General features: G+C 34.1%; 19 protein-coding genes. 11 read left to right on the top strand and 8 right to left on the bottom strand.

Annotated elements, in window-relative coordinates:
- Positions 1-115 precede the first annotated feature (115 nt).
- A complete protein-coding gene (locus tag OLM54_RS15500) occupies positions 116-553 on the bottom strand; it encodes a hypothetical protein (RefSeq protein ID WP_264535478.1) in 438 nt (145 codons plus the stop codon).
- A 292-nt stretch (positions 554-845) separates the two neighbouring features.
- A complete protein-coding gene (locus tag OLM54_RS15495; protein ID WP_264535477.1) occupies positions 846-1,775 on the bottom strand; it encodes a bifunctional riboflavin kinase/FAD synthetase in 930 nt (309 codons plus the stop codon).
- A gap of 354 nt (positions 1,776-2,129) precedes the next feature.
- On the opposite strand from OLM54_RS15495, the gene OLM54_RS15490 reads away from it, so the two are divergent.
- The gene (locus tag OLM54_RS15490; protein WP_264535476.1) at positions 2,130-4,613 is read left to right on the top strand and encodes a reprolysin-like metallopeptidase; all 2,484 of its coding nucleotides are present in this window, start codon (positions 2,130-2,132) and stop codon (positions 4,611-4,613) included.
- A gap of 14 nt (positions 4,614-4,627) precedes the next feature.
- Here OLM54_RS15490 and OLM54_RS15485 read toward each other — a convergent pair whose 3' ends face one another.
- Complete coding sequence (locus OLM54_RS15485) at positions 4,628-5,311, bottom strand: ComF family protein (RefSeq protein ID WP_264535475.1); 684 nt, start codon at positions 5,309-5,311, stop codon at positions 4,628-4,630.
- A 98-nt stretch (positions 5,312-5,409) separates the two neighbouring features.
- Between OLM54_RS15485 and OLM54_RS15480 the strand changes: the two genes are divergently transcribed.
- From OLM54_RS15480 to OLM54_RS15460, 5 genes are all read left to right on the top strand, one after another.
- Complete coding sequence (locus OLM54_RS15480) at positions 5,410-6,948, top strand: glycine--tRNA ligase (RefSeq protein WP_264535474.1); 1,539 nt, start codon at positions 5,410-5,412, stop codon at positions 6,946-6,948.
- Between the two features lie 266 nt (positions 6,949-7,214).
- Entirely contained in the window at positions 7,215-8,024 is an 810-nt protein-coding gene (locus OLM54_RS15475; protein ID WP_264535473.1) for a LytR/AlgR family response regulator transcription factor, read from the top strand.
- A gap of 173 nt (positions 8,025-8,197) precedes the next feature.
- A complete protein-coding gene (locus OLM54_RS15470) occupies positions 8,198-8,434 on the top strand; it encodes a hypothetical protein (RefSeq protein ID WP_264535472.1) in 237 nt (78 codons plus the stop codon).
- 97 nt (positions 8,435-8,531) lie between these two features.
- A complete protein-coding gene (locus tag OLM54_RS15465; RefSeq protein ID WP_264535471.1) occupies positions 8,532-10,595 on the top strand; it encodes an ATP-binding protein in 2,064 nt (687 codons plus the stop codon).
- Positions 10,585-11,283 (top strand): response regulator transcription factor, encoded by a 699-nt coding sequence (locus OLM54_RS15460; RefSeq protein WP_264535470.1) that lies wholly within the window; start codon positions 10,585-10,587, stop codon positions 11,281-11,283. Before OLM54_RS15465 ends, OLM54_RS15460 begins: the two co-directional genes overlap by 11 nt.
- A 120-nt stretch (positions 11,284-11,403) precedes the next feature.
- On the opposite strand, the gene thiL is transcribed toward OLM54_RS15460, so the two are convergent.
- Positions 11,404-12,450 carry a thiamine-phosphate kinase gene (gene thiL, locus OLM54_RS15455; RefSeq protein WP_264535469.1) on the bottom strand — a complete coding sequence of 349 codons (1,047 nt, stop codon included), beginning with the start codon at positions 12,448-12,450 and terminating at the stop codon, positions 11,404-11,406.
- 389 nt (positions 12,451-12,839) lie between these two features.
- On the opposite strand from thiL, the gene OLM54_RS15450 reads away from it, so the two are divergent.
- Together OLM54_RS15450 and OLM54_RS15445 are read left to right on the top strand one after the other, a co-directional pair.
- Complete coding sequence (locus OLM54_RS15450) at positions 12,840-13,772, top strand: 1-phosphofructokinase family hexose kinase (RefSeq protein ID WP_264535468.1); 933 nt, start codon at positions 12,840-12,842, stop codon at positions 13,770-13,772.
- 146 nt (positions 13,773-13,918) lie between these two features.
- The gene (locus OLM54_RS15445; RefSeq protein ID WP_264535467.1) at positions 13,919-14,401 is read left to right on the top strand and encodes a DinB family protein; all 483 of its coding nucleotides are present in this window, start codon (positions 13,919-13,921) and stop codon (positions 14,399-14,401) included.
- A 64-nt stretch (positions 14,402-14,465) separates the two neighbouring features.
- Here the strand turns inward: OLM54_RS15445 and OLM54_RS15440 are convergent, their stop codons facing one another.
- The 4 genes from OLM54_RS15440 to OLM54_RS15425 all read right to left on the bottom strand — a co-directional run bounded on the left by OLM54_RS15440 (position 14,466) and on the right by OLM54_RS15425 (position 19,057).
- Positions 14,466-15,425: a helix-turn-helix transcriptional regulator gene (locus tag OLM54_RS15440; protein ID WP_264535466.1), complete on the bottom strand. Its 960-nt coding sequence runs from the start codon at positions 15,423-15,425 to the stop codon at positions 14,466-14,468.
- Between the two features lie 214 nt (positions 15,426-15,639).
- Positions 15,640-17,436 carry a translation elongation factor 4 gene (gene lepA / locus OLM54_RS15435; RefSeq protein WP_264535465.1) on the bottom strand — a complete coding sequence of 599 codons (1,797 nt, stop codon included), beginning with the start codon at positions 17,434-17,436 and terminating at the stop codon, positions 15,640-15,642.
- Positions 17,437-17,600: 164 nt separating this feature from the next.
- On the bottom strand, positions 17,601-18,341 hold the full coding sequence (locus OLM54_RS15430; RefSeq protein ID WP_264535464.1) for an NUDIX hydrolase: 741 nt from the start codon (positions 18,339-18,341) through the stop codon (positions 17,601-17,603).
- Positions 18,341-19,057: an NUDIX hydrolase gene (locus tag OLM54_RS15425; protein ID WP_264535463.1), complete on the bottom strand. Its 717-nt coding sequence runs from the start codon at positions 19,055-19,057 to the stop codon at positions 18,341-18,343. Before OLM54_RS15425 ends, OLM54_RS15430 begins: the two co-directional genes overlap by 1 nt.
- A 390-nt stretch (positions 19,058-19,447) precedes the next feature.
- Here OLM54_RS15425 and OLM54_RS15420 point away from each other — a divergent pair, with 390 nt between their 5' ends.
- The 3 genes from OLM54_RS15420 to OLM54_RS15410 are packed head-to-tail and all read left to right on the top strand — an operon-like array spanning position 19,448 to position 25,425.
- On the top strand, positions 19,448-20,941 hold the full coding sequence (locus OLM54_RS15420) for a xylulokinase (protein WP_264535462.1): 1,494 nt from the start codon (positions 19,448-19,450) through the stop codon (positions 20,939-20,941).
- Between the two features lie 2 nt (positions 20,942-20,943).
- Positions 20,944-22,263, top strand: coding sequence for a xylose isomerase (xylA, locus tag OLM54_RS15415; protein ID WP_264535461.1), 1,320 nt, complete (start codon positions 20,944-20,946; stop codon positions 22,261-22,263).
- 48 nt (positions 22,264-22,311) lie between these two features.
- The gene (locus OLM54_RS15410) at positions 22,312-25,425 is read left to right on the top strand and encodes a SusC/RagA family TonB-linked outer membrane protein (protein WP_264535460.1); all 3,114 of its coding nucleotides are present in this window, start codon (positions 22,312-22,314) and stop codon (positions 25,423-25,425) included.
- Positions 25,426-25,433: the final 8 nt, after the last annotated feature.

The following is a 25,433-nucleotide window of genomic DNA, read 5'->3' as shown; positions in this document are numbered from 1 at the left end:
GAATTCTGTAAATAAACAATTGATAGTTATTTTCAAAAAAGAAACACTCTAAAATCATATAATTATATCTTTTTATGATTTTAGAGTGTTAAATGATATGTTTTATTTAAAAAAATTAATCCGCTGCATATTTATTGTTCCAGTACAACATCATCATTAAAGTTACTATAACAGATGATGCAAGTCCTTCAAAAAGCAAACAAATGCAATAAGTAGGTACTGATGGATTTCCTCCAAACATAAAAGCTTCAGAAAGTGTTTTTACGTAAGCGTCACCACCTCGTGCGTAACTGTAAACTAATAATCCAAAAACGCTCATTGAGACACCAACAACAGAAGTTGTCATTGCCGAAACTGCATTTGATACAAAATTAGTTTCGCCTTCATGCAGATTCATTTGCATGGTTCTGTTTACCCCATAAAATATAAAAAACACATTCAGGGTACGCAGATAGAATAAATCAGCAAAACCTAATAGATTCATCAATAAAAAATAAATGCCAATTCCCAGGAAAATTAAAAAACCGTTGGTAATTTCTTTAGGTAATTTCATAATGGTTATTTTTAAAGAAGTTAATAGTAAATGATTGACAAACAGAGTTGTATATCAAATTTACTAAAAAAATAAGTACGATGATTTAAAAATGATGAAAAGTATATATAGAAATATAGATGTTTTGAAAAGGTGAGTCCTGCGGGTAATGTCATTTCGAGGAACGAGAAATCACACTTGTAATTCGACAAAGATTGGTTGCTTTTAGGAACGGAGTTTCTGGTGTGATTTCTCGTTCCTCGAAATGACAAACCGCACGTTATCAATTTTCATTAAATGAATAACGATTTTTTTAAAGCTTGCTCACAAAATCTAAAGCAGTTTTTTTATCGCGATTTAATTGCTCTTTTAGCAAATCTACAGAACCAAATTTTTGTTCTTCACGAATATATTCCAACAAAGAGATTTCTAGTTTTTGACCGTAAATATCAGCATCAAAATCAAAAAGATTGACTTCAATAGTTTGCTTTTGACCATTTACCGTTGGGTTAAAACCAATATTCATCATTCCAAAAACGACTTTATTGTCAATGAAAGTTTTAACGATATAAACCCCGTTTTTAGGGATTTTTTTATAATCCTCTTCAATTTGAATGTTCGCTGTCGGGAAACCAATTGTTCTTCCTAATTGTTTGCCTTTTACAACTTCGCCGCTTAAAAAATAAGCATAACCCAGATAATCATTTGCCAAAGCTATATTTCCTTCATCCAAAGCTTTTCTTATTTTGGTCGAACTTACAGAAACATCCTGAATTTCCTGTGCCGAAATTTGCTCGACTTCAAAACCATATTCAGTACCAAAAGCAATTAAATCGTCAATGTTGGCAGTTCTGTTTCTTCCAAAACGGTGATCGTGCCCAATAATTATTTTTTGAATATGAAATTGATCAACCAGAATAGTGCTCACAAATTCTTCGGCGGTTAATCTGGAGAAACTTTCGTTAAATGGATGAATAACAAGATTCTCTATTCCGGTTTCTTCCAGTAATTTAGATTTTTCAGAAATAGTATTTAGAAGTTTTATTTCTGATTTTTCCTGTAAAACCATTCGCGGATGCGGAAAAAAAGTAAGCACTAAACTTTCGTATTTTCCGTTTTCAGTATTTTGGGTAATTCGTTCTAAAATTTTTTTGTGACCAATATGTACGCCATCAAAGGTACCAAGAGTTAAAATAGTTTTCTTGGTCGATTGAAAATCGTTTATAGAATGAAAGAGCTTCAAAGCAAATTGTTTAAGATGGTGCAAATTTATGTTATCTATTTCAAATTTGATACTATGCTCAATTGATTTTTTAAAATCAGTAAGTCACTTTTTGTGATAATTGGCTCACTCGTCGATAAAAAACCATTAATTGTCGTATATATGTAAGAAATTAATTTAATTCTCTTAATTTTGATTTTTCTAAACCCCTTGAGAATGAATAAACAGCTACTTTTTTTATTACTTATATTTTGTTGTGTCCAAATTCATGCTCAAAATGATGATTTATGGCAAAGAAGTTCCGGTTCAATTTCTGGTAAAAGGATAATTTCCGATGATTCGAATAAATTGTACTTTAAATTAAATTCGGATTTTTTGAAAGCAAAACTTGCATCAACAACCAATAAAAACTCCAATAGTACTACTTCAGAAATTACAATTCCTAATTCAGAAGGTGTTTTAGAAAAATTTTCTGTTTGGGAATCCTCTAATTTTGAACCTGAATTACAGGCAAAATATCCTGAAATTAGATCTTATGAAGGTCGCGGTTTAGATGATAAATCGGCAAAAATACATTTTAGCGTTTCGCCAAACGGTACACAAACAATGGTAATTCGTGCCGATAAAGCAACTGAATTTATCGAACAAAATCCCGATGATAAATCGGAATATGTTTTGTTTACTTCTAATAAAACAGCAAAGTCCAAACTAATTTGTAAAACAGATGATGTTGCTGTAAACAAAAATATTGCTGCAAAAAATGCAACAGTCGCTTCGAGCGCAAAAGTATTTAAAACAATGCGTTTGGCGTTGTCTTGTACAGGAGAATACACGGCTTATTTTGGAGGCACAAAAGCAGGTGCGCTTGCTGCAATGAATGCAACCCTGACAAGAGTTAACGGAATTTTGAATAAAGATTTGGCTGTAAAATTGATTTTAATAGCAAACAATGATGCCGTAATTTATACAAATGCTGCAACAGATCCTTATTCTAATGCATCACTTGCGGGAGATAAATGGAGTACAGAAGTACAGTCTACTTTAACCAGCGTAATTGGAGAAGCTAATTATGATATAGGTCATTTATTTGGGGCTACAGGCGGAGGAGGAAATGCAAATTGTATTGGTTGTGTTTGTGTAAATTCAGAAAAGGGAAGTGCTTATACTTCGCCGGCAGATGGAAAACCGGAAGGAGATACTTTTGATATTGATTTTGTCGTTCATGAAATAGGGCATCAGTTGGGCGCAAGTCATACTTTTTCATATAATGGGGGAGAACGAACAAACGTGAATGTCGAGCCAGGAAGCGGTTCTACAATTATGGGGTATGCCGGAATAACAAATTATGATGTTCAAAACAATTCTGATGATTATTTTGCCTATGCCAGTATTTTAGAAATTCAGAACAATCTTGCAGGAAAGAGCTGTCCGGTAAGTACCACTTTAACAAATAATCCACCGGTGATAAGTGCAGGTCCAGATTATACAATTCCTATTAGTACCGCTTTTATTTTAACGGGATCAGGTTCTGATCCGGAAGGCGATACGGTTACATACAACTGGGAGGAAAATGACAATGCAACAACAACTTCAAACCAAAATAGTACTGCATATCCAACTAAACCGGATGGACCGTTGTTCAGATCAGTAGTTCCTAACAGTTCGCCGGTTCGATATATGCCAAGTTATAGTACTGTACTTCAAAATAGATTATCTACAATTTGGGAATCGGTTTCGTCTATACCAAGAACATTGCATTTTACTTTGACAGGCAGAGATAATGCAGCTTTAGGAACAGCGCAGACAAAAACAGACGAAATGATTGTAAATGTTACTGCTTCTGCAGGACCGTTTGCCGTTACTTCTCAAAACACTGCGAGTTTAAATTTGGCTCCGGGATCAAATCAAACAATCACATGGACTGTAAATAATACCAATACTTTGCCGGGATCATCAACTGTAAATATTAAATTATCTACAGATGGAGGTTTGACATTTCCTATAATTTTAGCAGCGAATACACCAAATGACGGTTCTGAAACGGTTGTGTTGCCAACAAGTGCAACTGCAGCTAATTGCAGAATTCTGGTTGCACCAACAACAAATATTTATTATGCATTAAATAGTAAACCATTCTCGATTGGTTATACGCCAACAACAACTTGTAATTTGTATGGTTTTGGCAGTTCTTTCAACATACCATATTCAAGCAATTTTACGACAAAAACAATCAATGTAACTTCATCAACATCTACGATATCAAATGTAAGTGTCAATTTGAATGTAACACATGCAAATTTTTCTGATTTAGAAATTCAAATAGTAAGTCCGAGCGGAACCGCTGTTCAATTGTTTTACAGAGGTTGTACAGGTACAGATTCTACGTTGTCATTACAATTTGACGATTCCGGCGCTGCATTAGATTGTGCAAAAACAACAACTCAAATCGTTTTTCCAACTAGTGTATTAGGTGCTTTTAATGGCGAAAACCCTCAGGGTACCTGGTCGCTAAAAGTTCGTGATGACGTTACCGGAAGTTTCGGAACAGTAAACTCAGCTTCGATAAATATTTGCAGTCAGAACTATACGTTAGGAACGTCTGAATTTGATAAAGCTGTCTTTGTTCTTTATCCAAATCCAAATAAAGGAAACTTTACCATTCAGTTTGAAAGTGATTCTACTAAAAAAATTGCCGTTTTTGTACATGATATTCTAGGCAAAAGCGTTTATAGCAACTCTTTTGAAGCAACGTCTAACTTTAATCAAAATATTCAATTACAGAATGTTTCTGCCGGTATTTATTTTGTAACCGTTATTGAAGGAGATAAAAGAACCGTGAAAAAAATCATTGTGTATTAAAATTTGGAATTTATTTAAGAGTTCGCCATTGCCATACAAACAATACTGATTTTAATTCCCGGAATTTTTAATAATGCCCGGGAACAGGCTTCAAGAGTGGCGCCGGTTGTAAGTACATCATCAACAAGCAATACATGTTTGTTTTGATGGTTTTCTATTGAAAGCACATCAAATATATTTTCTATGTTTTCAGATCTTCCTAAAAGATTCTTTTTTGATTGGGTTTTCGAATATTTTTTTCGGTACAAAACCCGATCATCATAATTGATTTTTAAACCTTCGGCCAAAGCCTTTCCAAAAGTGGTAACCTGATTAAAACCTCGTTCTCGAAATTTTCTCTTGTGTAAAGGAACCGGAATCACAATATCAAAAGGGTTTTCCAAATTCAATGTTTTTAAATCTTCTACATACCAGTTTCCTAAAACAGTACCAATTTCTTCCCGACCTTTATATTTTAAATTGTGAATGAGTTCCTGAACAATTCCTTTTTTATTAAAATATAAAAATGCTGATGCATATTCGATATCAATTTTGCCGTAAAATTTCTTTACAGCTTCATTTTTTGTATCCAAATGATATTGAGTCAGAGGCATTTCATGACGGCAATTGGTACATAAAACATTTTCGTTGGCTAATAAAAGTTTGCGGCATCCGGCACAAACTTTAGGGAAAAACAGGTTAAGAATCGAATTAAACACAAATAGAAAGAATTTAGTTACAAAAATAACAAAATCAATCCTGCAATCTTTGTTATTTTTCTTTTTTTTAAACGTACTTTTTATATTTTTGCATCACTATGGCAAAACAAGAAGATTTATTTAAGAATGTGGTTTCGCACGCAAAAGAGTACGGATTTATTTTTCCGTCGAGCGAAGTTTATGACGGATTAAGTGCAGTATATGATTACGCACAAAATGGTGTCGAGTTAAAAAAGAATATCCGTGAATATTGGTGGAAATCAATGGTTCAGATGAATGAAAATATTGTCGGCCTTGATGCTGCAATATTGATGCATCCAACAACCTGGAAAGCTTCGGGTCACGTTGATGCGTTTAATGATCCGTTAATTGATAATAAAGATTCAAAAAAGAGATATAGAGCTGATGTTTTGGTTGAAGATCATGCTGAAAAGATCAATCAAAAAGCTCAAAAAGAAATTGAAAAAGCAAGAGCACGTTTTGGTGATGCTTTTAATGAGGAAGAATTTGTTACAACAAATGCCCGCGTTATAGAATATCTTTCAAAATATAAAGAAATTTTATCAAGGCTTGCAAAAGGAATGACGGATGATCTTCAGGATGTAAAAGCTTTAATCGAAGAATTAGAAATTGCTGACCCTGAAACCGGTTCTAAAAACTGGACAGATGTAAAGCAATTCAACTTAATGTTCGGAACTAAATTAGGTGCTTCTGCAGATTCTGCAATGGATTTATATTTACGTCCGGAAACGGCTCAGGGTATTTTTGTGAATTTTTTAAATGTTCAGAAATCAGGTCGCATGAAAGTTCCTTTTGGAATTGCTCAAACGGGTAAAGCGTTTAGAAACGAGATTGTTGCAAGACAATTTATTTTCCGTATGCGTGAATTCGAACAAATGGAAATGCAATTTTTCGTTCGTCCGGGAGAAGAAATGAAATGGTACCACCACTGGAAAGAAGCCCGTTTAAACTGGCATTTATCTTTGGGATTAGGAAAAGAAAATTACCGTTTTCACGATCACGAAAAATTAGCACATTACGCAAATGCTGCGGCTGATATTGAGTTTAATTTTCCGTTTGGTTTCAAAGAATTAGAAGGAATTCACTCAAGAACTGATTTTGACTTAAAAGCACACGAACAATATTCTGGTAGAAAATTACAGTATTTTGATCCGGAACTGAACGAAAACTACGTGCCATACGTAGTAGAAACTTCAGTTGGTTTAGATCGTATGTTCCTGGCGGTTTTTGCAACTTCATTACAAGAAGAAGTTTTAGAAGACGGTTCTACAAGAACAGTTTTAAAATTACCGGCAGTTTTAGCACCTACAAAAGTGGCTATTTTACCATTGGTTAAAAAAGATGGTTTACCTGATATTGCTAAAAAAATCATCGATGATTTAAAATGGGATTTTAGTGTTGCTTATGATGAGAAAGATGCAGTTGGTCGTCGTTACAGAAGGCAAGATGCACTTGGAACACCGTTTTGTGTTACAGTAGATCACCAAACAATCGAAGACGAAACAGTAACAATTCGTCATAGAGATACGATGAAACAAGATCGCGTAAAAATCTCTGAGTTGAAAGATATTATCGAAAACGAAGTTTCAATGAAAAACTGGTTGATGAAGATGTAATCTTTCAAATATCACTATAAAAAATCCCAGATTCCAAATAGGAGTTTGGGATTTTTTCATTATAATCGTATCAGTTTTATTTAGAAAATCCCGTTTAAAATAATGTGGAAATATTTGTTCATAATGTATTATGAATGAAAGTTTTAAATGAATTGAAATGCGTAATTTTAGTTGCAGGCATATTTTTAAAAAGCGCGTTTTTTTAAATTATCTGTGAGAGATAGGAACAATAAACCAGGTTTATTAAAAATCCACCAAATTTAATATTGAAAAAGTATTCGTATATTATTATCGATGATGACAACGAAAGTATTTTGAAAACCAAAACAATTGCTGATGGTTTTTCAGAACTAACTTTTGTTGCTTCGGCGACAAATTATCAGGATGGATTAGATTTGACTTTACAGCACAAACCGTCATTTGTTTTTTTAGAAATTGATCCCATAAATGCCATTAGTAATTTATCACTTTCTTTAATCAATGAATTATACAGGTATTTATCTGATATACCTAAAGTAATAATAACGACTTCTAAAAAGGAACTGGCTTTTGAAGCCATTCAGCATGGTGTTTTTGATTATGTATTAAAACCTCTTTTAACAATCGATTTATTGAAGATTATTTTAAAGCTGGACAGAATAACTATAGAAACAGATTCTGTACAAATTAAAAACAAAATTAAAGCTTCTCTAATTCCGCCCGCACAAACAATACAAATTGTCGAGAAACCGCTTGTTTTATGTATTAAATCGTACGGAGATTATCGATATATAGCAACACCGGACATTTGCTATCTGCAAGCCGATAATAACTCTACAGATATTTATTTGAATTCCGGTGAAATGGTAACAGCTTTTAAAACATTAAAACATTTTGAGCAGGTTTTATCGCATCCTTTTGTAAGAATCCACAATAGTTATATCGTAAATCAAAATTATATTTCGAGAATTCATAACGGACACTCAGTTTGTTACATAAAAAACTCGTCAAAAAAGATCCCTTTCTCAAAAACCTACAAATCAAACGTAGACATAATAATAAACGATTTTTCTGCAGGAAATTACTTAGAAGTCTAAAAACTAAGTATTTACGCTAATTTGACGCTCATTGACTACCAATTGGGCATGTTCTACCATAAACTGTTTTTTTTGTGCCATTTTTTTTATTTACAGAATTAGTTTTACACCGTGATTCATAATCAAAATCACGTGCCCCAAATAAAAAAATAAAAACTAAACACCTCAAAAACATGAAAAAAACAGCTCTAACAATCGGATTATTTTCTTTAGTAGTAGTAACAACTTCTTTTACATCTCCTCAAATAGTTACTTCAAATGTTGCAATAGATGGTGGCGGACAGCAAGGAATTAATAAACAAAAACAAGATGTTTACGCTACTTCAAATCAGTTGAATTCATTAGATAGTAAGTTAAATAGTTTTGCATCTGACAGCCAGTCGACAGGATCAAGAATAAAAGTCGACTAAATAAAATATAAAATTAGTATAAGAAAAGTTGTCATTTTTGTGACAACTTTTTTTTGTGTTTATACTTTTAGTATTTTTGATCAAAATCAAACATACTTTGAAAAAAGCTTCGCAGATATTATTGTTTTTAGTACTTCTTCTATTTGGCTGCACCAATGAAAGGAAAGAAAATAAGAATGTAAAATTAAATTCTTCAAACGATAGCCTTTCTATTTATTTCTCATTAGCAAATGACGTAAATCTGCCTTTAACCTATAAGCAAAAATACAATCAAAAAGCGCTCGATATTATTAATGCCCAAAAAGACGATTCTATTAAAAAAGTAAATCTCTTTAAAGTTGCCAATCGTTATTTTAATATGAATGATTGGGAATCTTATAAAAAGGTTTCAAAATTGGTATTAGAAAAAGCTGCAGTCAGCAAAGACTCGGCAAATATGGCTAAAGGATATGTTTATCTGGGAGATTATTATCAGGCGCAAGCGATTTCAGATAGTGCTTTTTTAAACTATTTTAAGGCCGAAAAAATATTTTCGGGAATTAATGACGACTTTAATATTGCAAAAACGCTTTTAACCAAAGCAGATTTACAATTAAGTGAGGGTGACTTTTTTGAAAGTGAAATAACTATTTTTAAAGCCCTTAAAATTTTAAAAGAGAAAAAAGATGTAAGCAATCTGCTATATGATAGTTACAACTTGTTAGGGATTTTATATAATGAGCGTGAAGAATATGATAAAGCATTAGAATTTCATAACAGAGCATTATTAATTCTCGAAGATAAATCTATTCCGGCAGATCTTCAGTTAAAATCGACTTCACTCAACAATATGGGTTTTGTTTATTTAAAGATGCATGATTTTAATCTCGCCAAAATCTATTTTCAAAAAGGGCTGGAGCAAAAAGATCTATTTACCGGCAATACTGTTTTATATGCCATGCTTTTAGACAATTTAGCATACGCCAAATTTAAATCAAAAGAATTTACCGGATTGCCTGCACAATTTTTTGATGCCCTGAAAATTAGAGATAGTTTAAAGCTTGAATCAGGAATCATATTAAATAAAATTCATCTTTCTGAATATTATGCGTTTAATAAAGACACACTCAAAGCGATTCAATTTTCAAAACAGGCTTTAAATTTATCCAGAATTTCAAATAAATCCAGAAATACATTAGATGCCCTTAAACAAATTGCAATTGTTGATCCCGAAAACGCGTCGAGATATACGAAAGAGTATATAAAAATTAACGAAAAATTGCAGCGGGAAGAACGAAAAATGGGCGAAAAATTCTCGCGTATAGAATACGAAACCAACGAAATAAAAGACCAAAATTCGAACCTGCAGGAAAAGAATAAAACTTTAGTTTATGTTTTTAGTATTTGTACACTGGTTGGTTTGTTTTTCTATGTTTATAAAACACAGCAGGCAAGAAACAGGGAACTGCTTTTTAAACAACAGCAACAAGTCGCCAATGAGGATATTTATAATTTGATGATTTCGCAGCAAAATGATATCGAAGCAACGCGCATTAAAGAAAAGAAAAAGGTAGCCCAGGAACTTCATGACGGTGTTTTGGGCAGAATGTTTGGCATTAGAATAAGTCTTGACAGTCTCGAACAAATGGATGAAACAGAGGCATTGCCAAAAAGAAGAAAGTACTTAACAGAACTTAAAAATATTGAAGAAGATATACGTGAAATTTCTCATGATTTAAATAGAGAAAAATCCGAATTAATTAATAATTTTGTTTTAATTTTAAACAAATTGTTTGAAAACCAACAAAACACTTATGACTCTAAATTAATTACTTCTTTTGATCCCCAAATAAAGTGGGAATTGGTAAGTAATGCAGTTAAGATTAATTTGTACAGAATTATTCAGGAAGCACTTCAAAATTGTAATAAATATGCAGATGCAGACACGATTACGGTTGAATTTAAAAGTGAAGTGAATTATTTGGTTTTATCAATTTATGATGATGGAATTGGTTTTAATACCAAGAAAACAAAAAGCGGAATTGGTTTGCATAATATTGAATACCGAGCCGCTGAATGTAAGGGCAATGTGTCGATTAAATCTGTTCAGGGACAAGGTACTTTACTTGTAGTTAAAGTGCCGATAGATCAAAAAATTAACCTACAAAATAATGACAATTGAACAAAACCCCCCAGTTTCTCAATTAATTAAGCGTAACATATTAATTGTAGATGATCATCCTTTTATTATAGAGGGATACAAAAATGCAATAACACGTTATAATCCTAAGAAATATGATTTTGTTATTTCACAAGCGTACGATTGCAGATCCGCTTATGATTTAATTGAAGATGAGACAACACCAGATTTTGATATTGCTTTTTTAGACATTAGTATGCCGCCTTATGAAGAAAAAGAACTTTACTCCGGCGAAGATCTGGCAAAACTAATTTTAAAGAAAATGCCCGGCTGCAGCGTAATCCTGCTTACAATGTATACAGAATTACTAAAAATTAAAACGATTATCAGAACCATAAACCCCAATGGTTTAATCATTAAAAATGATCTTACGTTTGATGAATTGCTTTTTGCCTTCGATAAAGTAATGAAAAACGATAAATACTACAGCCAGTCAGTTCAAAAAATGCTCAATCAGTCACCTCATAATTCAATTGAAATAGACGAGTTTGATAAACAGATATTATTTCATTTATCAAAAGGAACTTCAACCGCAGATATGCCGCAATATATTCCGATTTCGCTGAATGCAATCGAAAAAAGAAAAATCAACCTGAAAGAATTACTTAAAATAAAATCCGGTTCTGATGAAGATTTGATAAAAGAAGCAAAAAGCAAAGGGCTTTTTTAAGAAATTTTAGATTTAAGAATATAGATTTTAGATTAAAGCATAAAAAAATCCTAACAAACTTTAAGAGCTGTTAGGATTTTTTATATGCCGAGACTGAAAACTGCGACTAAATACTAAATTTTACTCACTCAAAGCATCCCAGCCACGAGCCTTTAAAGGAATTTGCGTGTTTGCACGTGTAACCAGATTAATTCCTTCGCTTTCATCAGCCATATGACCAATAACTGAGAAATTCGGGTTTCCTTTTATTTTATCAAAGTCATTAATATCAATTGTAAAAAGCAATTCATAATCTTCACCGCCATTAATAGCAACCGTTGTGCTGTCAATATTAAACTCTTCGCAAGTCGAAATAAATTGAGGATCTAACGGAAGTTTATCTTCATACAAATTACAACCCACTTTTGATTGTTTGCATAAATGAATAATCTCAGATGATAATCCGTCTGAAATATCGATCATCGAAGTTGGTTTTATTTCAAGAGCATGTAATAAAGTACGAACATCTTTTCGGGCTTCCGGTTTTAACTGGCGCTCGATTAAATAGCTGTACATATCAAGATCAGGCTGGCTGTTTGGGTTTACCTGAAAAACCTGTTTTTCGCGTTCTAAAACCTGTAATCCCATATAAGCAGCACCAATATCGCCCGTTACAACAAGTAAATCTGTTTGTTTGGCTCCGTTTCTATAAACAATCTCCTCTTCGTTTGCTTCACCAATAGCCGTAATGCTAATAATTAAACCTTTTTGAGATGAGGTTGTGTCTCCGCCAATAACATCGACTTTATATTCTTTTGCAGCGTGTGTAATTCCTTCAAATAATTCTTCTAAGGCTTCCAGAGGAAAACGATTAGAAACGGCAACAGAAACCGTTATTTGCGTTGGTTTGGCATTCATTGCACAGATATCAGATATATTTACAACAACTGCTTTGTATCCTAAATGTTTTAATGGCATATAAGCCAAATCAAAATGCACGCCTTCGATCAATAAATCGGTAGAAACAACTACTTTTTTATCCTTAAAATCAAGAACTGCAGCATCGTCGCCTATACTTTTTAAAGTAGATTCCTGAGTAACATCAAAATTTTTGGTTAAATGTTCAATCAGGCCAAATTCACCTAATTGCGCTATACTTGTACGTTGCGGATTTTTATCTTCGATCATTTCTTTTTAAGTTCCAAAGTTTCTAAGGCGCAAAGGTACAAATTTTAATTTCGTAATCCTGTAGAGATGCACCGCTGTGCGTCCCTATTAAATGCAATTCATAAAAAAATTTAACACATAGAAACATAGATTTTGACTTTTTTAAAGAAGATCAAAATAAATGATACATCATTTACACATAGCTACGTGCATTTAAACAAGTGAAACGCCTTTTTAGCATATACAAAATCTATGTTTCTATGTGTTAAAATAATTATGACAAAAATATCTGTAAAGATTTTAAATGTAGAGATGCACAATTACCAAACCCGACAGGTTTTAAAAACCTGTCGGGTTTAAAAATTGATATTTTTTTCGGATCTTTAAGAGAATTAAAAAAAGATGAAAAAATGAAATCATTTGATATAGTTACACTCACAGTAAATCCATCCGTAGATAAAAGCACCCATTTTTCAGGTTTAGTTGCCGAACAAAAAATTCGATGCGCCACACCTTTGTTTGATGCCGGCGGCGGCGGAATTAATGTTTCAAAAGCCATTGCCCGCTTGCACGGAAATTCATTAGCGATCTTTACTTCGGGCGGACCAGTTGGAGAAATGCTGAAAGATTTAGTAGAAAAAGAAAAAATAGAATCCGAAATTATCAAGACCAAAGCATTAACAAGAGAAAGTTTTGTAGCGGTTGATGATCATACCAATTCACAATATCGGTTCGGATTTTCAGGAGATGTTTTATCAGAATCTGAAATTCAAAAAATCCTGGAAACAGTTTCCAATTTAAAATCCAAATTTTTAGTAGCAAGTGGAAGTCTAAACGAAGGTTTATCTTCAGATTTTTATCAGAAAGTGGCTGAAATTGCCAAAGCCTCAAATTCTAAATTAATAGTCGACACTTCAGGAGAAGCATTACAAAAAGTTTTAGAAACAGGCGCTTATCTTATAAAACCAAACGTAGGCGAATTGGCAAAGTTGGTTGGCGCAGAGCGTTTAGAAATGGAAGAAGTAAATGAAGCCGCTAAAAAAATCATTGCACAAGGCGGAGCCGAAATAGTAGTGGTTTCACTTGGTCCGCAAGGGGCAGTTTTGGTAACGAAAGATGAATATGAATATGTTCCTGCACCAAATGTTGCCAAAAAAAGTACCGTTGGAGCAGGCGACAGTATGGTTGGCGGAATGGTTTGGGCATTATCACAAAATAAAAATCTAAAGGAAGTAATTCGTTGGGGAGTTGCCTGCGGATCTGCCGCAACCATGAATGAAGGAACACAATTGTTTAAATACGAAGATGCCAATCGTTTGTTTGAATGGTTGAAAAGTAAATAATACGTATTAAACCCGACAGGTTTTTAAAACCTGTCGGGATTGGTTGACAGGAAAAAAAATATTTAAATGTTTTTTTTCCTGCTGACAAACTGTTGTCACCAACCCTCGATAATTTTGAAGTATTAAATAATTAAAACTTTAAAATCATGAAAACATTAGCAGCTCAGGTAATTACTCCGGAAGATTTATTGAAACATTGGCAAGGACATCGCGCACTTACGCGTCGTGTAATTGAAGCTTTTCCTGAAAAAGACTTTTTTGAATTTTCTATTGCAGGAATGCGTCCTTTTGCAAAATTAACGGATGAACTTTTGGCAATCGCAGTTCCTGGACTTAAAGGAATTGTAAGTAAAGAAGAGAAACCATTTACAGAAGAAGAATCAGCTAAACTTATTTTTAAAGCGCAATATCTTGAAAAATGGGACGAAGCAACCGCAGAAATTAATAAATATTGGGAAAAATTGTCAATTGAAGATTTCAACGAAACCTTTAATCTTTTTGGTCAGTATGAGTTTCCTGTAATTCAGAATATTTTATATTTTGTTGATAATGAAATCCATCACAGAGGTCAGGGATATGTATATTTAAGAGCATTAGGAATTGAACCTCCATTTTTCTGGGAAAGATAAAACCGGGAAAATTATAGTTAAAAAAACTCCAAAAATTGAAATTTAATTCATCTTTTGGAGTTTTTTATAAAAGCCTTTTTCGATTGATTTCCAATAATTCCAAAGTTTTGGTTTTAAGTATTTCCGGTTCCAGAATTGTGGCGTAATCTCCAAACATTAAAAACCAACGCGGAAAGCCGTTCTCGAGATCGCGGCACATAAATGTCATTTCAATTTTTCCGTCTACTTCTTTTTCAGAAACAAAACCGTGGTATTTCCTTTCGAATTCTAAATATCTGGCAATTTTCTTCTCAATCAAAATTCGGACTTTCGTCGTCGGAATTGTTTCTGTTTTATTCAAATACGTTTCCAGAGAATCGTGTTCGATTGTAAAATCGCATTCTGTTTTTTTAATTCCCAAAATTCTATCCGTTCGAAACTGTCTGTAATCTTTTCGTAAATGGCAATACCCTAAAAAATACCAATTGTTATGATCATGAAAAACGCCAACAGGTTCGATATTTCGTTGTGTGGTTTCTTCCTTATCAAAAGTTTTATACGATAGTAAGATTTGCTTTTTCTCGGCAATACTTTCAAATAAAACTGCCAGAGTATTAGGAGAATTGTCATTAAATAAAGGTTCTGCAGTTTGCATTACAACGCTGGATTCAATATTTGAAAGCCAATCTTTGTCATTACTTCTCAAAACCGATTTCAGTTTATACATTGCCGTCGCATAATGATTTCCAAGAGACGGATCAGTAAATTTTTGCATTAGTTTTTCGGCAGCAATAAAACTGCTCACTTCCTCGCGCGTGAACATAACAGGCGGCAATCGATAACCATCCATCAAAGCATATCCAACTCCGGCTTCACTATAAATAGGAACTCCCGATGCTTCAAGAGTTCGAATATCACGATAAATAGTTCTTAAACTTACTTCAAAACGATCTGCCAATTCCTGAGCCTTTACAATTTTTTTAGATTGCAATTGAATCAGAATAGCGACAATTCGGTCAAATCGTTTTGGGGTTTCGTCCATCATTTTTTAAAGGTTCAGAGGTTCAAAGATACAAAGGTTCAAAGTTTAAAGAAATAAAAAATTTGTTCCAAATTAGGACAGATTTATGGGTTAAAAATTATTTCGCAATCTGTATATTAAACAAAAAACCCGACAACTTTCGCCATCGGGTTCAATCTATATTCTATTATCTTTATTCTGAAATTCTTTCTTCTAAAATTCTTTCTTCTAAAAAGCGTTAGTCATTCAATTTCAAAACAGCCATAAAAGCTTCTTGCGGAATCTCAACGTTTCCTACTTGTCTCATACGTTTTTTACCTTTTTTCTGTTTTTCAAGCAATTTACGTTTACGAGAAATATCTCCACCGTAACATTTTGCGGTAACGTCTTTACGAAGTGCTTTAATAGTTTCACGAGCAATAATTTTTGCTCCAATTGCAGCCTGAATCGGAATATCAAATTGTTGTCTTGGGATTAGTTCACGTAATTTCTCGGTCATTTTTTTACCGATATTATACGCATTGTCTTCGTGAATCAAGGCTGAAAGTGCATCAACCGTTTGAGCATTTAAAAGAACATCCAGTTTTACTAATTTCGAAGTTCTCATTCCAATAGGAGAGTAGTCAAAAGAAGCATAACCTTTAGAAACTGTTTTTAGACGATCGTAAAAATCGAATACAATCTCTGCCAATGGCATGTCAAAATTCAATTCAACACGTTCTGTAGTCAAATACGTTTGATTGGTAATTACACCACGTTTTTCGATACACAAACTCATTACGTTTCCAACAAAATCAGATTTTGTAATGATAGTTGCTTTAATATATGGTTCTTCAACTCGGTCTAAACGAGAAGGTTCAGGTAAGTCAGAAGGATTATTTACAACAAATGGAGTTTCAGGATCTTTTTTGGTGTAAGCCAAATACGAAACGTTAGGAACTGTAGTAATTACAGTCATATCAAACTCACGCTCTAAACGTTCCTGGATAATTTCCATGTGAAGCATTCCTAAGAATCCGCAACGGAAACCAAAACCTAAAGCCGCAGAACTTTCAGGAGTAAAAACTAACGAAGCATCATTCAATTGCAGTTTTTCCATTGAAGAACGTAAATCTTCATAATCTTCCGTATCAACAGGATAAATTCCGGCAAATACCATTGGTTTTACATCTTCAAAACCCGTAATCATATTGGTAGTAGGCGTTTTAGCATCGGTCAGAGTATCTCCAACTTTTACATCTTTAGCTTCTTTAATTCCAGAAATTAAATAACCAACATCACCTGCAGAAATAACATTTTTAGGAACCTGATTTAATTTTAAAGTTCCAATTTCATCGGCAAAATATTCATTTCCTGTCGCCATGAATTTAATTTTTTGCCCTTTTTTAATCTGTCCGTTTTTTACACGGAAAATAACTTCAATTCCACGAAACGGATTGTAATGTGAATCGAAAATCAAAGCTTGTAACGGCTCGTCAACATTTCCTGACGGAGGCGGGATTTTTTCGATAATTGCAGCTAAGATATTTTCAACACCAAAACCTGTTTTTCCCGAAGCATGAATAATATCTTCAAGTTTACATCCTAATAAATCAATAATATCATCACTAACTTCTTCAGGATTAGCGCTTGGTAAATCTACTTTATTTAAAACCGGAATAATTTCCAGATCATTTTCTAAAGCTAAATATAAGTTTGAAATCGTTTGTGCCTGAATACTTTGTGCAGCATCAACGATCAAAAGTGCGCCTTCGCAGGCAGCAATTGAACGAGAAACTTCGTATGAAAAGTCAACGTGACCGGGAGTGTCAATTAAATTTAAAATATATTCTTCTCCTTTATAAGTATATTCCATTTGAATGGCGTGACTTTTTATGGTAATTCCACGCTCACGTTCCAGGTCCATGTTGTCAAGCAATTGTGCTTTTTCTTCACGAGCTGTAACGGTTTGTGTAGCGCCCAATAAGCGGTCTGCCAGTGTACTTTTACCGTGGTCAATGTGTGCAATAATGCAAAAGTTACGTATCTTCTTCATTTTATTATATCAATTCTCTAAACGAGATTTTAGTAATTTCAGGGTATAAATTTGTTCTGTAACAATTGCTTTACAGAGTGTTATTAAGGCGCAAAGATAGCGCAAAGTTTTGGATTCTGGAATGATGATCTCTGATTGTTAGATTCTCGAATTTAAAATCAGTTTTAAAACTCAAAATTAAAACCTTTTTCAGTGAGTTTTTTGTAGATTTCGGGATCAAATTTATAGAGTTTTGCGGCTCTGTGCGAAACATCTTTTTGCTTTTCATCGAGCGCAACCAATAATTTCATGTGCAATATTTTTCTGCGAAAATTGGACTTATCCAATTCAACGCCTAATATTTCTTCATAAAGATGCATTAATTGTAATAAAGTAAATTTTTCAGGCAAAAGATTAAAACCAATAGGCGCCTGACGAACCCGATTACGCAATTGCATTAAACTGAATTCGAGAATTTCGTTGTGGTCAAAAATCAAATCCGGGATTTCTTTAATTTTATACCATTTCGCCTCAATTACAGAAACGCTCGCTTTAATATTATAATCTTCCCTGTTCACTAAAGTATAATATCCTACGGTAATAACCCTCGTACTTTTTACACGATCAGGATCTGTAAAAGCTTTTAGCTGTTCTAAGTAAATATTATCAAGGCTGGTAAGTTCATATACGATTCGAAGCGCAGCATTATCAACACTTTCGTCTAAATATAAATCTCCGCCAAGAAGACCCCATTTTCCTATACTTGCTCCGCCGGCATGCTGTACCAAAAGAACCTCAAGGTTTTTTTTGTCAAACGAAAAAATAACGCAGTCAATTGTAATACCGTTTATAATCGTTTTTTTATCTGCGGTTATAGTAGTATTTGTTTCAGTTTCAGAAATATTTTTAGAAGATGAAATAGCCATTAAAATTCAAAATTAAATCCTTTTTCAGTCAGTTTTTTGTAAATGTCAGGATCAAACTTATACAATTTTGCGGCTCTGTGTGATACATCTTGCTGTTTTTCGTCTAAAGCAACCAATAATTTCATGTGAAGAATTTTTCGGCGAAAGTTAGATTTATCCATCTCAATTCCCAAAATTTCTTCATATAAATGCATCAACTGTAATAAAGTAAATTTTTCAGGCAGTAAATTAAATCCAAGCGGCGCCTGACGAACTCTGTTTTGAAGGTGTTTTAAACTATACGCCAGAATTTCGTTATGATCGTAAATCAAATCCGGAATACTGTTTATTTTATACCATTTGGCATCAGAAGCCGTAAAACCGGCTTTAATATTATAGTCTTCACGTTTTACCAACGCATAATAACCAATCGTAATAACGCGTCGAAGCGGGAAACGGTTAGGATCTCCAAACGCTTTCAGCTGCTCCAGATAAATATTATCAAGACCTGTAAGTTCATTTAATAAACGATGTGCGGCGTTGTCTGTACTTTCTTTTTTATAAATCCAACCACCCGGAAGACCCCATTTTCCTTTGCTGATTCCTTCTCCGTGCTGTACCAAAAGTACTTCTAAACTTCCTTTGTCAAAACCAAATATTACACAGTCAATCGTGATCGCATTCATTGCAGTTTGCTCGTTCTTTAAAACGGAATCTTCATCTACATTTTTAACCATATCCTATTAAAATTTTGACAAATTAAATAAATAAAATGAATAATTGCTTTCGTGAAAGCTTTATATTTTTTTTAACGTAACAATTTTCTGATAATCAGTCTGTTGTTTTATTGTCGATTTTTTCTTTTTTAAATTCTATTTCTTAAATGTCTGATTGTCAAATTCATAATTCGTTATTTTTTCGATAATTTTTATTTCACTTTCAACACGTTTTTTGTTGTATCTGTAAAAATGAATATCAATTTATCTGAATAGCCAAAAAAAACACCTAATATTTTGTTAATATAGAAAAAATGTTTTACACTTGTAGTCAAAATAACCATAAGATAAGTTCAGTTTGACTATAAGTTTTGAATGGACAAATCTATAACTAATTAAAAAGTGCCGCAAATGTTTTTTTTAGGAATTGATTTAGGGAGCTCTTCAATAAAATTATCAGTTTTCGATCCTGAAAAAGGAACGACGATTGGTGCAGTAAGTGTTCCTGATTTTGAAATGCCAATTATTGCACAACAATTTGGCTGGGCAGAACAAAATCCGGAATCGTGGTGGCAATATGTAAAAGACGGAATCAAACAATTGGGTGCAAAATCTAATATTGATTTAAAGAAAATTGCCGGAATCGGAATTGCGTACCAAATGCATGGTTTGGTTTTAACCGATGAAAATTTAAATCCCGTTCGTTCTTCGATTATTTGGTGCGATAGTCGTGCTGCGATTATTGGAGACGAAATTTATAATAAGATTGGTGCAGAAAATTGTCAAAAGCAAATTTTAGGAAGTCCGGGAAATTTTACGGCTTCAAAATTAAAATGGGTAAAAGACAACGAACCTGAAGTTTTTGCAAAAGCAAAATACATGATGCTTCCGGGCGATTTTATTGCTGCGAAATTATCAAAAGTGGCTCAAATTAGTACTTCGGGATTATCAGAAGCCGCTTTATGGAATTTTTCAGAAGGAAAACTGGCAACAGAAATCCTTTCTCAAATGGGATTATCAGCAGATATTGTTCCTGAAATTGTTTCAAATTTCGGAGTCCAGGCAACAATTCACGCAGATATCGCTCAGGAATTAGGATTAAATCCCGATGCAAAAATAACGTACAGAGCCGGAGATCAACCCAACAATGCATTGTCATTGAATGTTTTGAAACCCGGAGAAATCGCTACAACAGCCGGAACTTCGGCAGTAGTTTATGCCGTAAGCGATCAGGATGCTTACGACAAACAAAACAGAATCAATACTTTTTTACACGTCTATAATACAGAAACCGAGAAACGCAATGGCGTAATGTTGTGCATTAACGGTTCTGGAATTTTATACCAATGGCTTCGCAAAATTATGTCAGTTGACAGAACTGATTTAATCGCTTACGAAAAACTAAATGCCGAAGCTGCAAAAGTAGAAGCCGGAAGCAACGGACTTCGTTTTTATCCTTTCGGAAATGGTGTGGAGCGTATTTTCAATAATAAAAATGCAACATCGGGAATTCAGAATTTAAATTTCAATATCCATCAGCCGTCACATTTGGTTCGTGCAGCTTGCGAAGGAATTGTGTTTGCAATGAATTACGGTTTTGATGTGATGAAAGAAGTTGGAGTTTCAGGAACTGTAGTTCGTGCAGGAAATTCAAACTTGTTTTTGAGCCCGGTTTTCAGGGAAATCTTCACTAATACGACACAAACAACTTTAGAATTATACAATACATCAGGTGCCGAAGGTGCTGCGAGAGGTGCCGCTTACGGTTTAGGATATTACAATTCGCTCAACGAAGCTTTTGAAGGATTGCAATATTTAGACCGAATTGAACCCAACAAAATTCTGACTTCTCAATATCAGGATTTATATCAGGAATGGAAAAATCAAATTAAAATAGAACAATAAGAATGAGCACAACCAATCAATATTTTAAAAACATCGATACAATTAAGTTCGAAGGCAGAGAAAGTGATAATCCATTGGCGTTTAAATGGTATGATGAAAATCGTGTTGTTGCCGGAAAAACTTTGAAAGAACATTTGCGTTTTTCAATGGCTTACTGGCATACGCTATGTAATACGGGAGGAGATCCGTTTGGAGCTTCGACGGAAACTTTTTCGTGGGATAAAAATGAAAATGCAATTTTAAGAGCCAAAGACAAAATGGATGCGGCTTTTGAATTCATGACAAAATTAGGTTTGCCATATTATTGTTTTCATGATGTTGATGTGGTGGATGATGCGCCAACTTTGGCAGAATTTGAAACGCGTATTCAGACAATGGTTGAATATGCAAAACAAAAACAACAGGAATCTGGAATTAAACTATTGTGGGGAACTTCTAACTTATTCAGTAATCCACGTTACATGAACGGTGCGGCAACCAACCCAAACTTTGATGTTTTGGCGTATGCCGGAGCTCAGGCAAAAATTGCTATCGATGCGACTATTGCGCTTGGCGGAGAAAATTATGTTTTTTGGGGAGGACGTGAAGGATATATGAGTTTGTTAAATACAGACATGAAAAGAGAATTAGACCATTTAGGTAGATTCTTGAATACATGTAAAGATTATGCTCGTAAAGAAGGTTTTAAAGGAAACTTTTTAATCGAACCAAAACCAATGGAACCAACCAAACATCAATATGATTTTGATGCGGCGACTTCATTAGGTTTCATCAATAAATACGGGCTTCAAAATGATTTCAAATTAAATCTTGAAGTAAATCACGCAACGCTTGCAGGACATTCTTTTGAACATGAACTACAAGTTGCCGTTGATGCAGGAATGTTAGGAAGCATCGATGCAAATCGCGGTGATTACCAAAATGGCTGGGATACCGATCAATTCCCAATCAATATTCAGGAAGTAACTCAGGCAATGTTGGTTATCCTTGAAGGCGGCGGAATTCAGGGTGGTGGTGTAAACTTTGACGCTAAAGTGAGAAGAAATTCAATCGATTTAGAAGATAAATTTATTGCACACATTTCTGGAATGGATGTTTTTGCAAGAGGATTAATCTGTGCAGATCACATACTTCAAAATACTGATTACAGAAAATTACGCACACAGCGTTACAGCTCGTTTGACGGTGGAAACGGAGCTAAGTTTGAAAAAGGAGAATTATCTCTTGAAGATCTTAGCAAAATTGCACGTGCAAACGGAGAACCTCAGGCCATAAGCGGCAGACAAGAATTATTCGAGCAGATTATTTCGAATGCGTATTAAATCAATTACAGGTAACTAACTATAAATTTAAACCAATTCTTAATTATTATGAAAAGCAAATATTGTATAAAAACGACAATGCTTCCGTTTTGTATAGCGCTGCTGCTAAGCGTCTTTACAATGCAATCTGGTTTTGCTCAGGAGCAATCCAAATATGTGAGCGGAAATATAACATCAGCAGATGATAATATGGGAGTTCCGGGCGCCACTGTTTTGGTAGAAGGAACAAAAATCAGCACTGCAACTGATTTTGATGGATTATACAAAATTGAAGCTAAAACAGGCGATGTTCTGGTATTTAGTTTTATGGGATATAAAACACAAAAAATTACTGTTGGAGCCAATAGAAAAATAAATGTAACCATGCAGGCTGAAACTGCTGAACTAAAAGAAATTGTGGTTATCGGTTACGGTACACAAAAGAAAAAGGTAAATACAGCTGCAACTTCATTAGTATCAGGAAAAGACATTCAAAATGTTGCCAGTCTTGATGTTGTAAATGCTCTGCAAGGTCAGGCTTCGGGTGTAAATGTTACTTCAACTTCGGGACAACCGGGCGCTGGAATGGCAGTAAACATTCGTGGAGTTGGAACCGCAGGAAACAGTACACCGCTTTATGTTGTAGATGGTGTGGTTGTCGATAACGGAATTGGCTATCTTGATCCTTCGGCAATAGAAAGAATCGACGTATTGAAAGATGCTTCGGCAGGATCTATTTATGGAGCAAGAGCAGCAAACGGAGTTATTTTGGTAACAACCAAAAAAGGTAAAGATGGTAAAATGAATGTTGCGTTTAATACCTACACAGGTTTTCAGCAGGTAGCTAAAAAACTGGATTTATTAAACACACAGGAATATACTACTATTATGAACGAAGCACGTGTAAATTCTGGTTTAACGCCACTTTATACACCAGCACAAATTGCAGCTTTTCCAGATCACGACTGGCAAAAAGATTTATTTAATGAAGGTGCAATGAAACAAAATCACTCGCTAACCATTAGCGGAGGTGATAAAAAATCTACCATTTCTACAGGATTGTCTTATTACGGGCAAGAAGGTATGATTGGTAGTGCAACAAGTCAATCGCAATATGACCGTATTACATTTAGTGTAAACTCAACGTCAGAAGTTATTGAAAACCATTTGAAAATTGGAGAGAATTTTTCATTCGCCAATATCAAAAGTTCTGGAGTTGCAGATCAGGGAATTTACAGCAACGCAATCAGAAGCTTTTTAAATGCAGCACCAATTGATGCAGTTTATGATGCAGACGGAAACTTTGCACATTCAGTAGTGGCGCCGGATGTTAGTAATCCGGTTGGATCATTATACTACAATAACTTTAATGAAACAAAATCAAACCGTTACGTAGGAAATATTTTTGCAGAATTAAAATTCTTAAAAAACTTTACATACAGAACGAGCTTTGGTGTTGATATGACAGATAGTAATTATCGTTCTTTCAGACCGGTTTATTCTCTTTCAACAACAGATAATAATACGGTTTCAAGTGTAACTCAAAATGCGACTAAATCATTAGGATGGATTTTTGAAAACACAGTGCAATACAAAGGAACACTTGCCGGAGTTCATAATTTTGATGTATTAGTTGGTACTTCTGCTAAAAAGAACACGTCAGATTTTATGGAAGGTACAGGGAAAAACTTGACTTTTGATGATTTTGATCATGCTTACCTAAGTAATGCTACAGACCAAACATCAAATACAGTAAAAGGAAACCGTGCAGATTATGCTATTCAATCTTACTTTGGACGTTTGTTGTATGATTACAATAACAAATACTTGTTTACAGCAACAATTAGAAGAGACGGTTCTTCAAACTTTGCACGTTCAAGCCGATACGGAAATTTCCCGTCACTTTCTGCAGGATGGAACGTGGATAAAGAAGGTTTCTTTCCACAAAATAAAGTATTAAACAGCCTTAAATTAAGAGCAAGCTGGGGACAAAATGGTAACGACCAGATTCCTGCTTTTTCTTATTTGTCAACAATCAGTACCTACAATAAAAGCTACCATTTTGGTACAGGAACAGAAACGCTGCAAACAGGAGCAAGCCCGGATCAGCTTTCAAACAAAGACCTGAAATGGGAAACTTCAGAGCAAACAGATTTTGGTTTTGATGCTACATTATTTACTAATTTTACTTTAACGTTTGATTATTACGATAAAAAAACAAAAGACTGGTTAGTACTTTCTTCAATTCCTGTTTATGCAGGAGCAACGGCGCCTTATATTAACGGAGGAGATATTCAAAATAAAGGAGTTGAACTTGCTTTGGCTTACCGCACTAAATTTGGAAAAGACTGGAATTTTTCTATAAACGGAAACATTTCACACAATGAAAATAAAGTACTTAGAGTTGCAAACAGTGAAGGAATTATTCACGGAGAAACAAACTTATTGTTTCAGGGAACTGATGAGATGAACCGCGTTGAGGTTGGGCAGCCAATTGGTTATTTCTACGGATTAAAAACTGCCGGAATTTTTCAAAATACTTCAGAAGTTGCAGCCGGTGTTCAGCCAAATGCACAACCCGGAGATGTTCGTTTCGTAGATTTAAACAATGACGGAAAAATTGATGCAAATGATAAAACTAAAATCGGAAACCCAAATCCTGATTTTACATATGGTTTAAATTTTGACCTTTCATACAAAGCATTCGATCTTTCAGTTTACACATACGGAGTAGCAGGAAATCAAAATGTTTTTGGAGTTCACGATCCAACACGTCCTTACACAAATAATACAACAGAGGTTTTAAACAGATGGACAACAGAAGGAAGTTCAGACAGAATTCCGAGAGTTACTTATGGAGCAGATACAAATGGTAATTATACTAAATTCTCTGATTTATATGTTCAAAATGCAGATTTCTACAGAATTAAAAGTGCTACAATAGGATGCGATTTTACAAAATTAACAAACAAGTTAAATTTCTTCAGCAAATTCAGATTGTATGTTGCAGCTAATAACCTGTTTACGTTTACAAAATACCAGGGAATGGATCCTGAAATTGGATTTGGAAACAGTAACAGAGACAGCAGCGGTAATTTAACTCAGCCTTGGGCGAGAGGAATTGATGTTGGATATTATCCACAGCCAAGAACATACATGATGGGGCTTAATGTTAACTTTTAAATTATGAA

Origin of the sequence: Flavobacterium sp. N1736 (assembly GCF_025947065.1) — a bacterium.
In the GTDB taxonomy this organism is placed as follows: Bacteria; Bacteroidota; Bacteroidia; order Flavobacteriales; family Flavobacteriaceae; genus Flavobacterium.
This window is presented reverse-complemented; position numbering and strand designations above follow the sequence as displayed.

Excerpts from the sequence above, each read along its gene's own strand:
- OLM54_RS15500 (WP_264535478.1), bottom strand. The coding sequence starts at position 553 with ATGAAATTACCTAAAGAAATTACCAACGGTTTTTTAATTTTCCTGGGA.
- OLM54_RS15480 (WP_264535474.1), top strand. The coding sequence starts at position 5,410 with ATGGCAAAACAAGAAGATTTATTTAAGAATGTGGTTTCGCACGCAAAA.
- OLM54_RS15470 (WP_264535472.1), top strand. The coding sequence starts at position 8,198 with ATGAAAAAAACAGCTCTAACAATCGGATTATTTTCTTTAGTAGTAGTA.
- OLM54_RS15460 (WP_264535470.1), top strand. The coding sequence starts at position 10,585 with ATGACAATTGAACAAAACCCCCCAGTTTCTCAATTAATTAAGCGTAAC.
- thiL (WP_264535469.1), bottom strand. The coding sequence starts at position 12,450 with ATGATCGAAGATAAAAATCCGCAACGTACAAGTATAGCGCAATTAGGT.
- OLM54_RS15450 (WP_264535468.1), top strand. The coding sequence starts at position 12,840 with ATGAAATCATTTGATATAGTTACACTCACAGTAAATCCATCCGTAGAT.
- OLM54_RS15445 (WP_264535467.1), top strand. The coding sequence starts at position 13,919 with ATGAAAACATTAGCAGCTCAGGTAATTACTCCGGAAGATTTATTGAAA.
- OLM54_RS15440 (WP_264535466.1), bottom strand. The coding sequence starts at position 15,425 with ATGATGGACGAAACCCCAAAACGATTTGACCGAATTGTCGCTATTCTG.
- lepA (WP_264535465.1), bottom strand. The coding sequence starts at position 17,436 with ATGAAGAAGATACGTAACTTTTGCATTATTGCACACATTGACCACGGT.
- OLM54_RS15430 (WP_264535464.1), bottom strand. The coding sequence starts at position 18,341 with ATGGCTATTTCATCTTCTAAAAATATTTCTGAAACTGAAACAAATACT.
- OLM54_RS15425 (WP_264535463.1), bottom strand. The coding sequence starts at position 19,057 with ATGGTTAAAAATGTAGATGAAGATTCCGTTTTAAAGAACGAGCAAACT.
- OLM54_RS15420 (WP_264535462.1), top strand. The coding sequence starts at position 19,448 with ATGTTTTTTTTAGGAATTGATTTAGGGAGCTCTTCAATAAAATTATCA.
- xylA (WP_264535461.1), top strand. The coding sequence starts at position 20,944 with ATGAGCACAACCAATCAATATTTTAAAAACATCGATACAATTAAGTTC.
- OLM54_RS15410 (WP_264535460.1), top strand. The coding sequence starts at position 22,312 with ATGAAAAGCAAATATTGTATAAAAACGACAATGCTTCCGTTTTGTATA.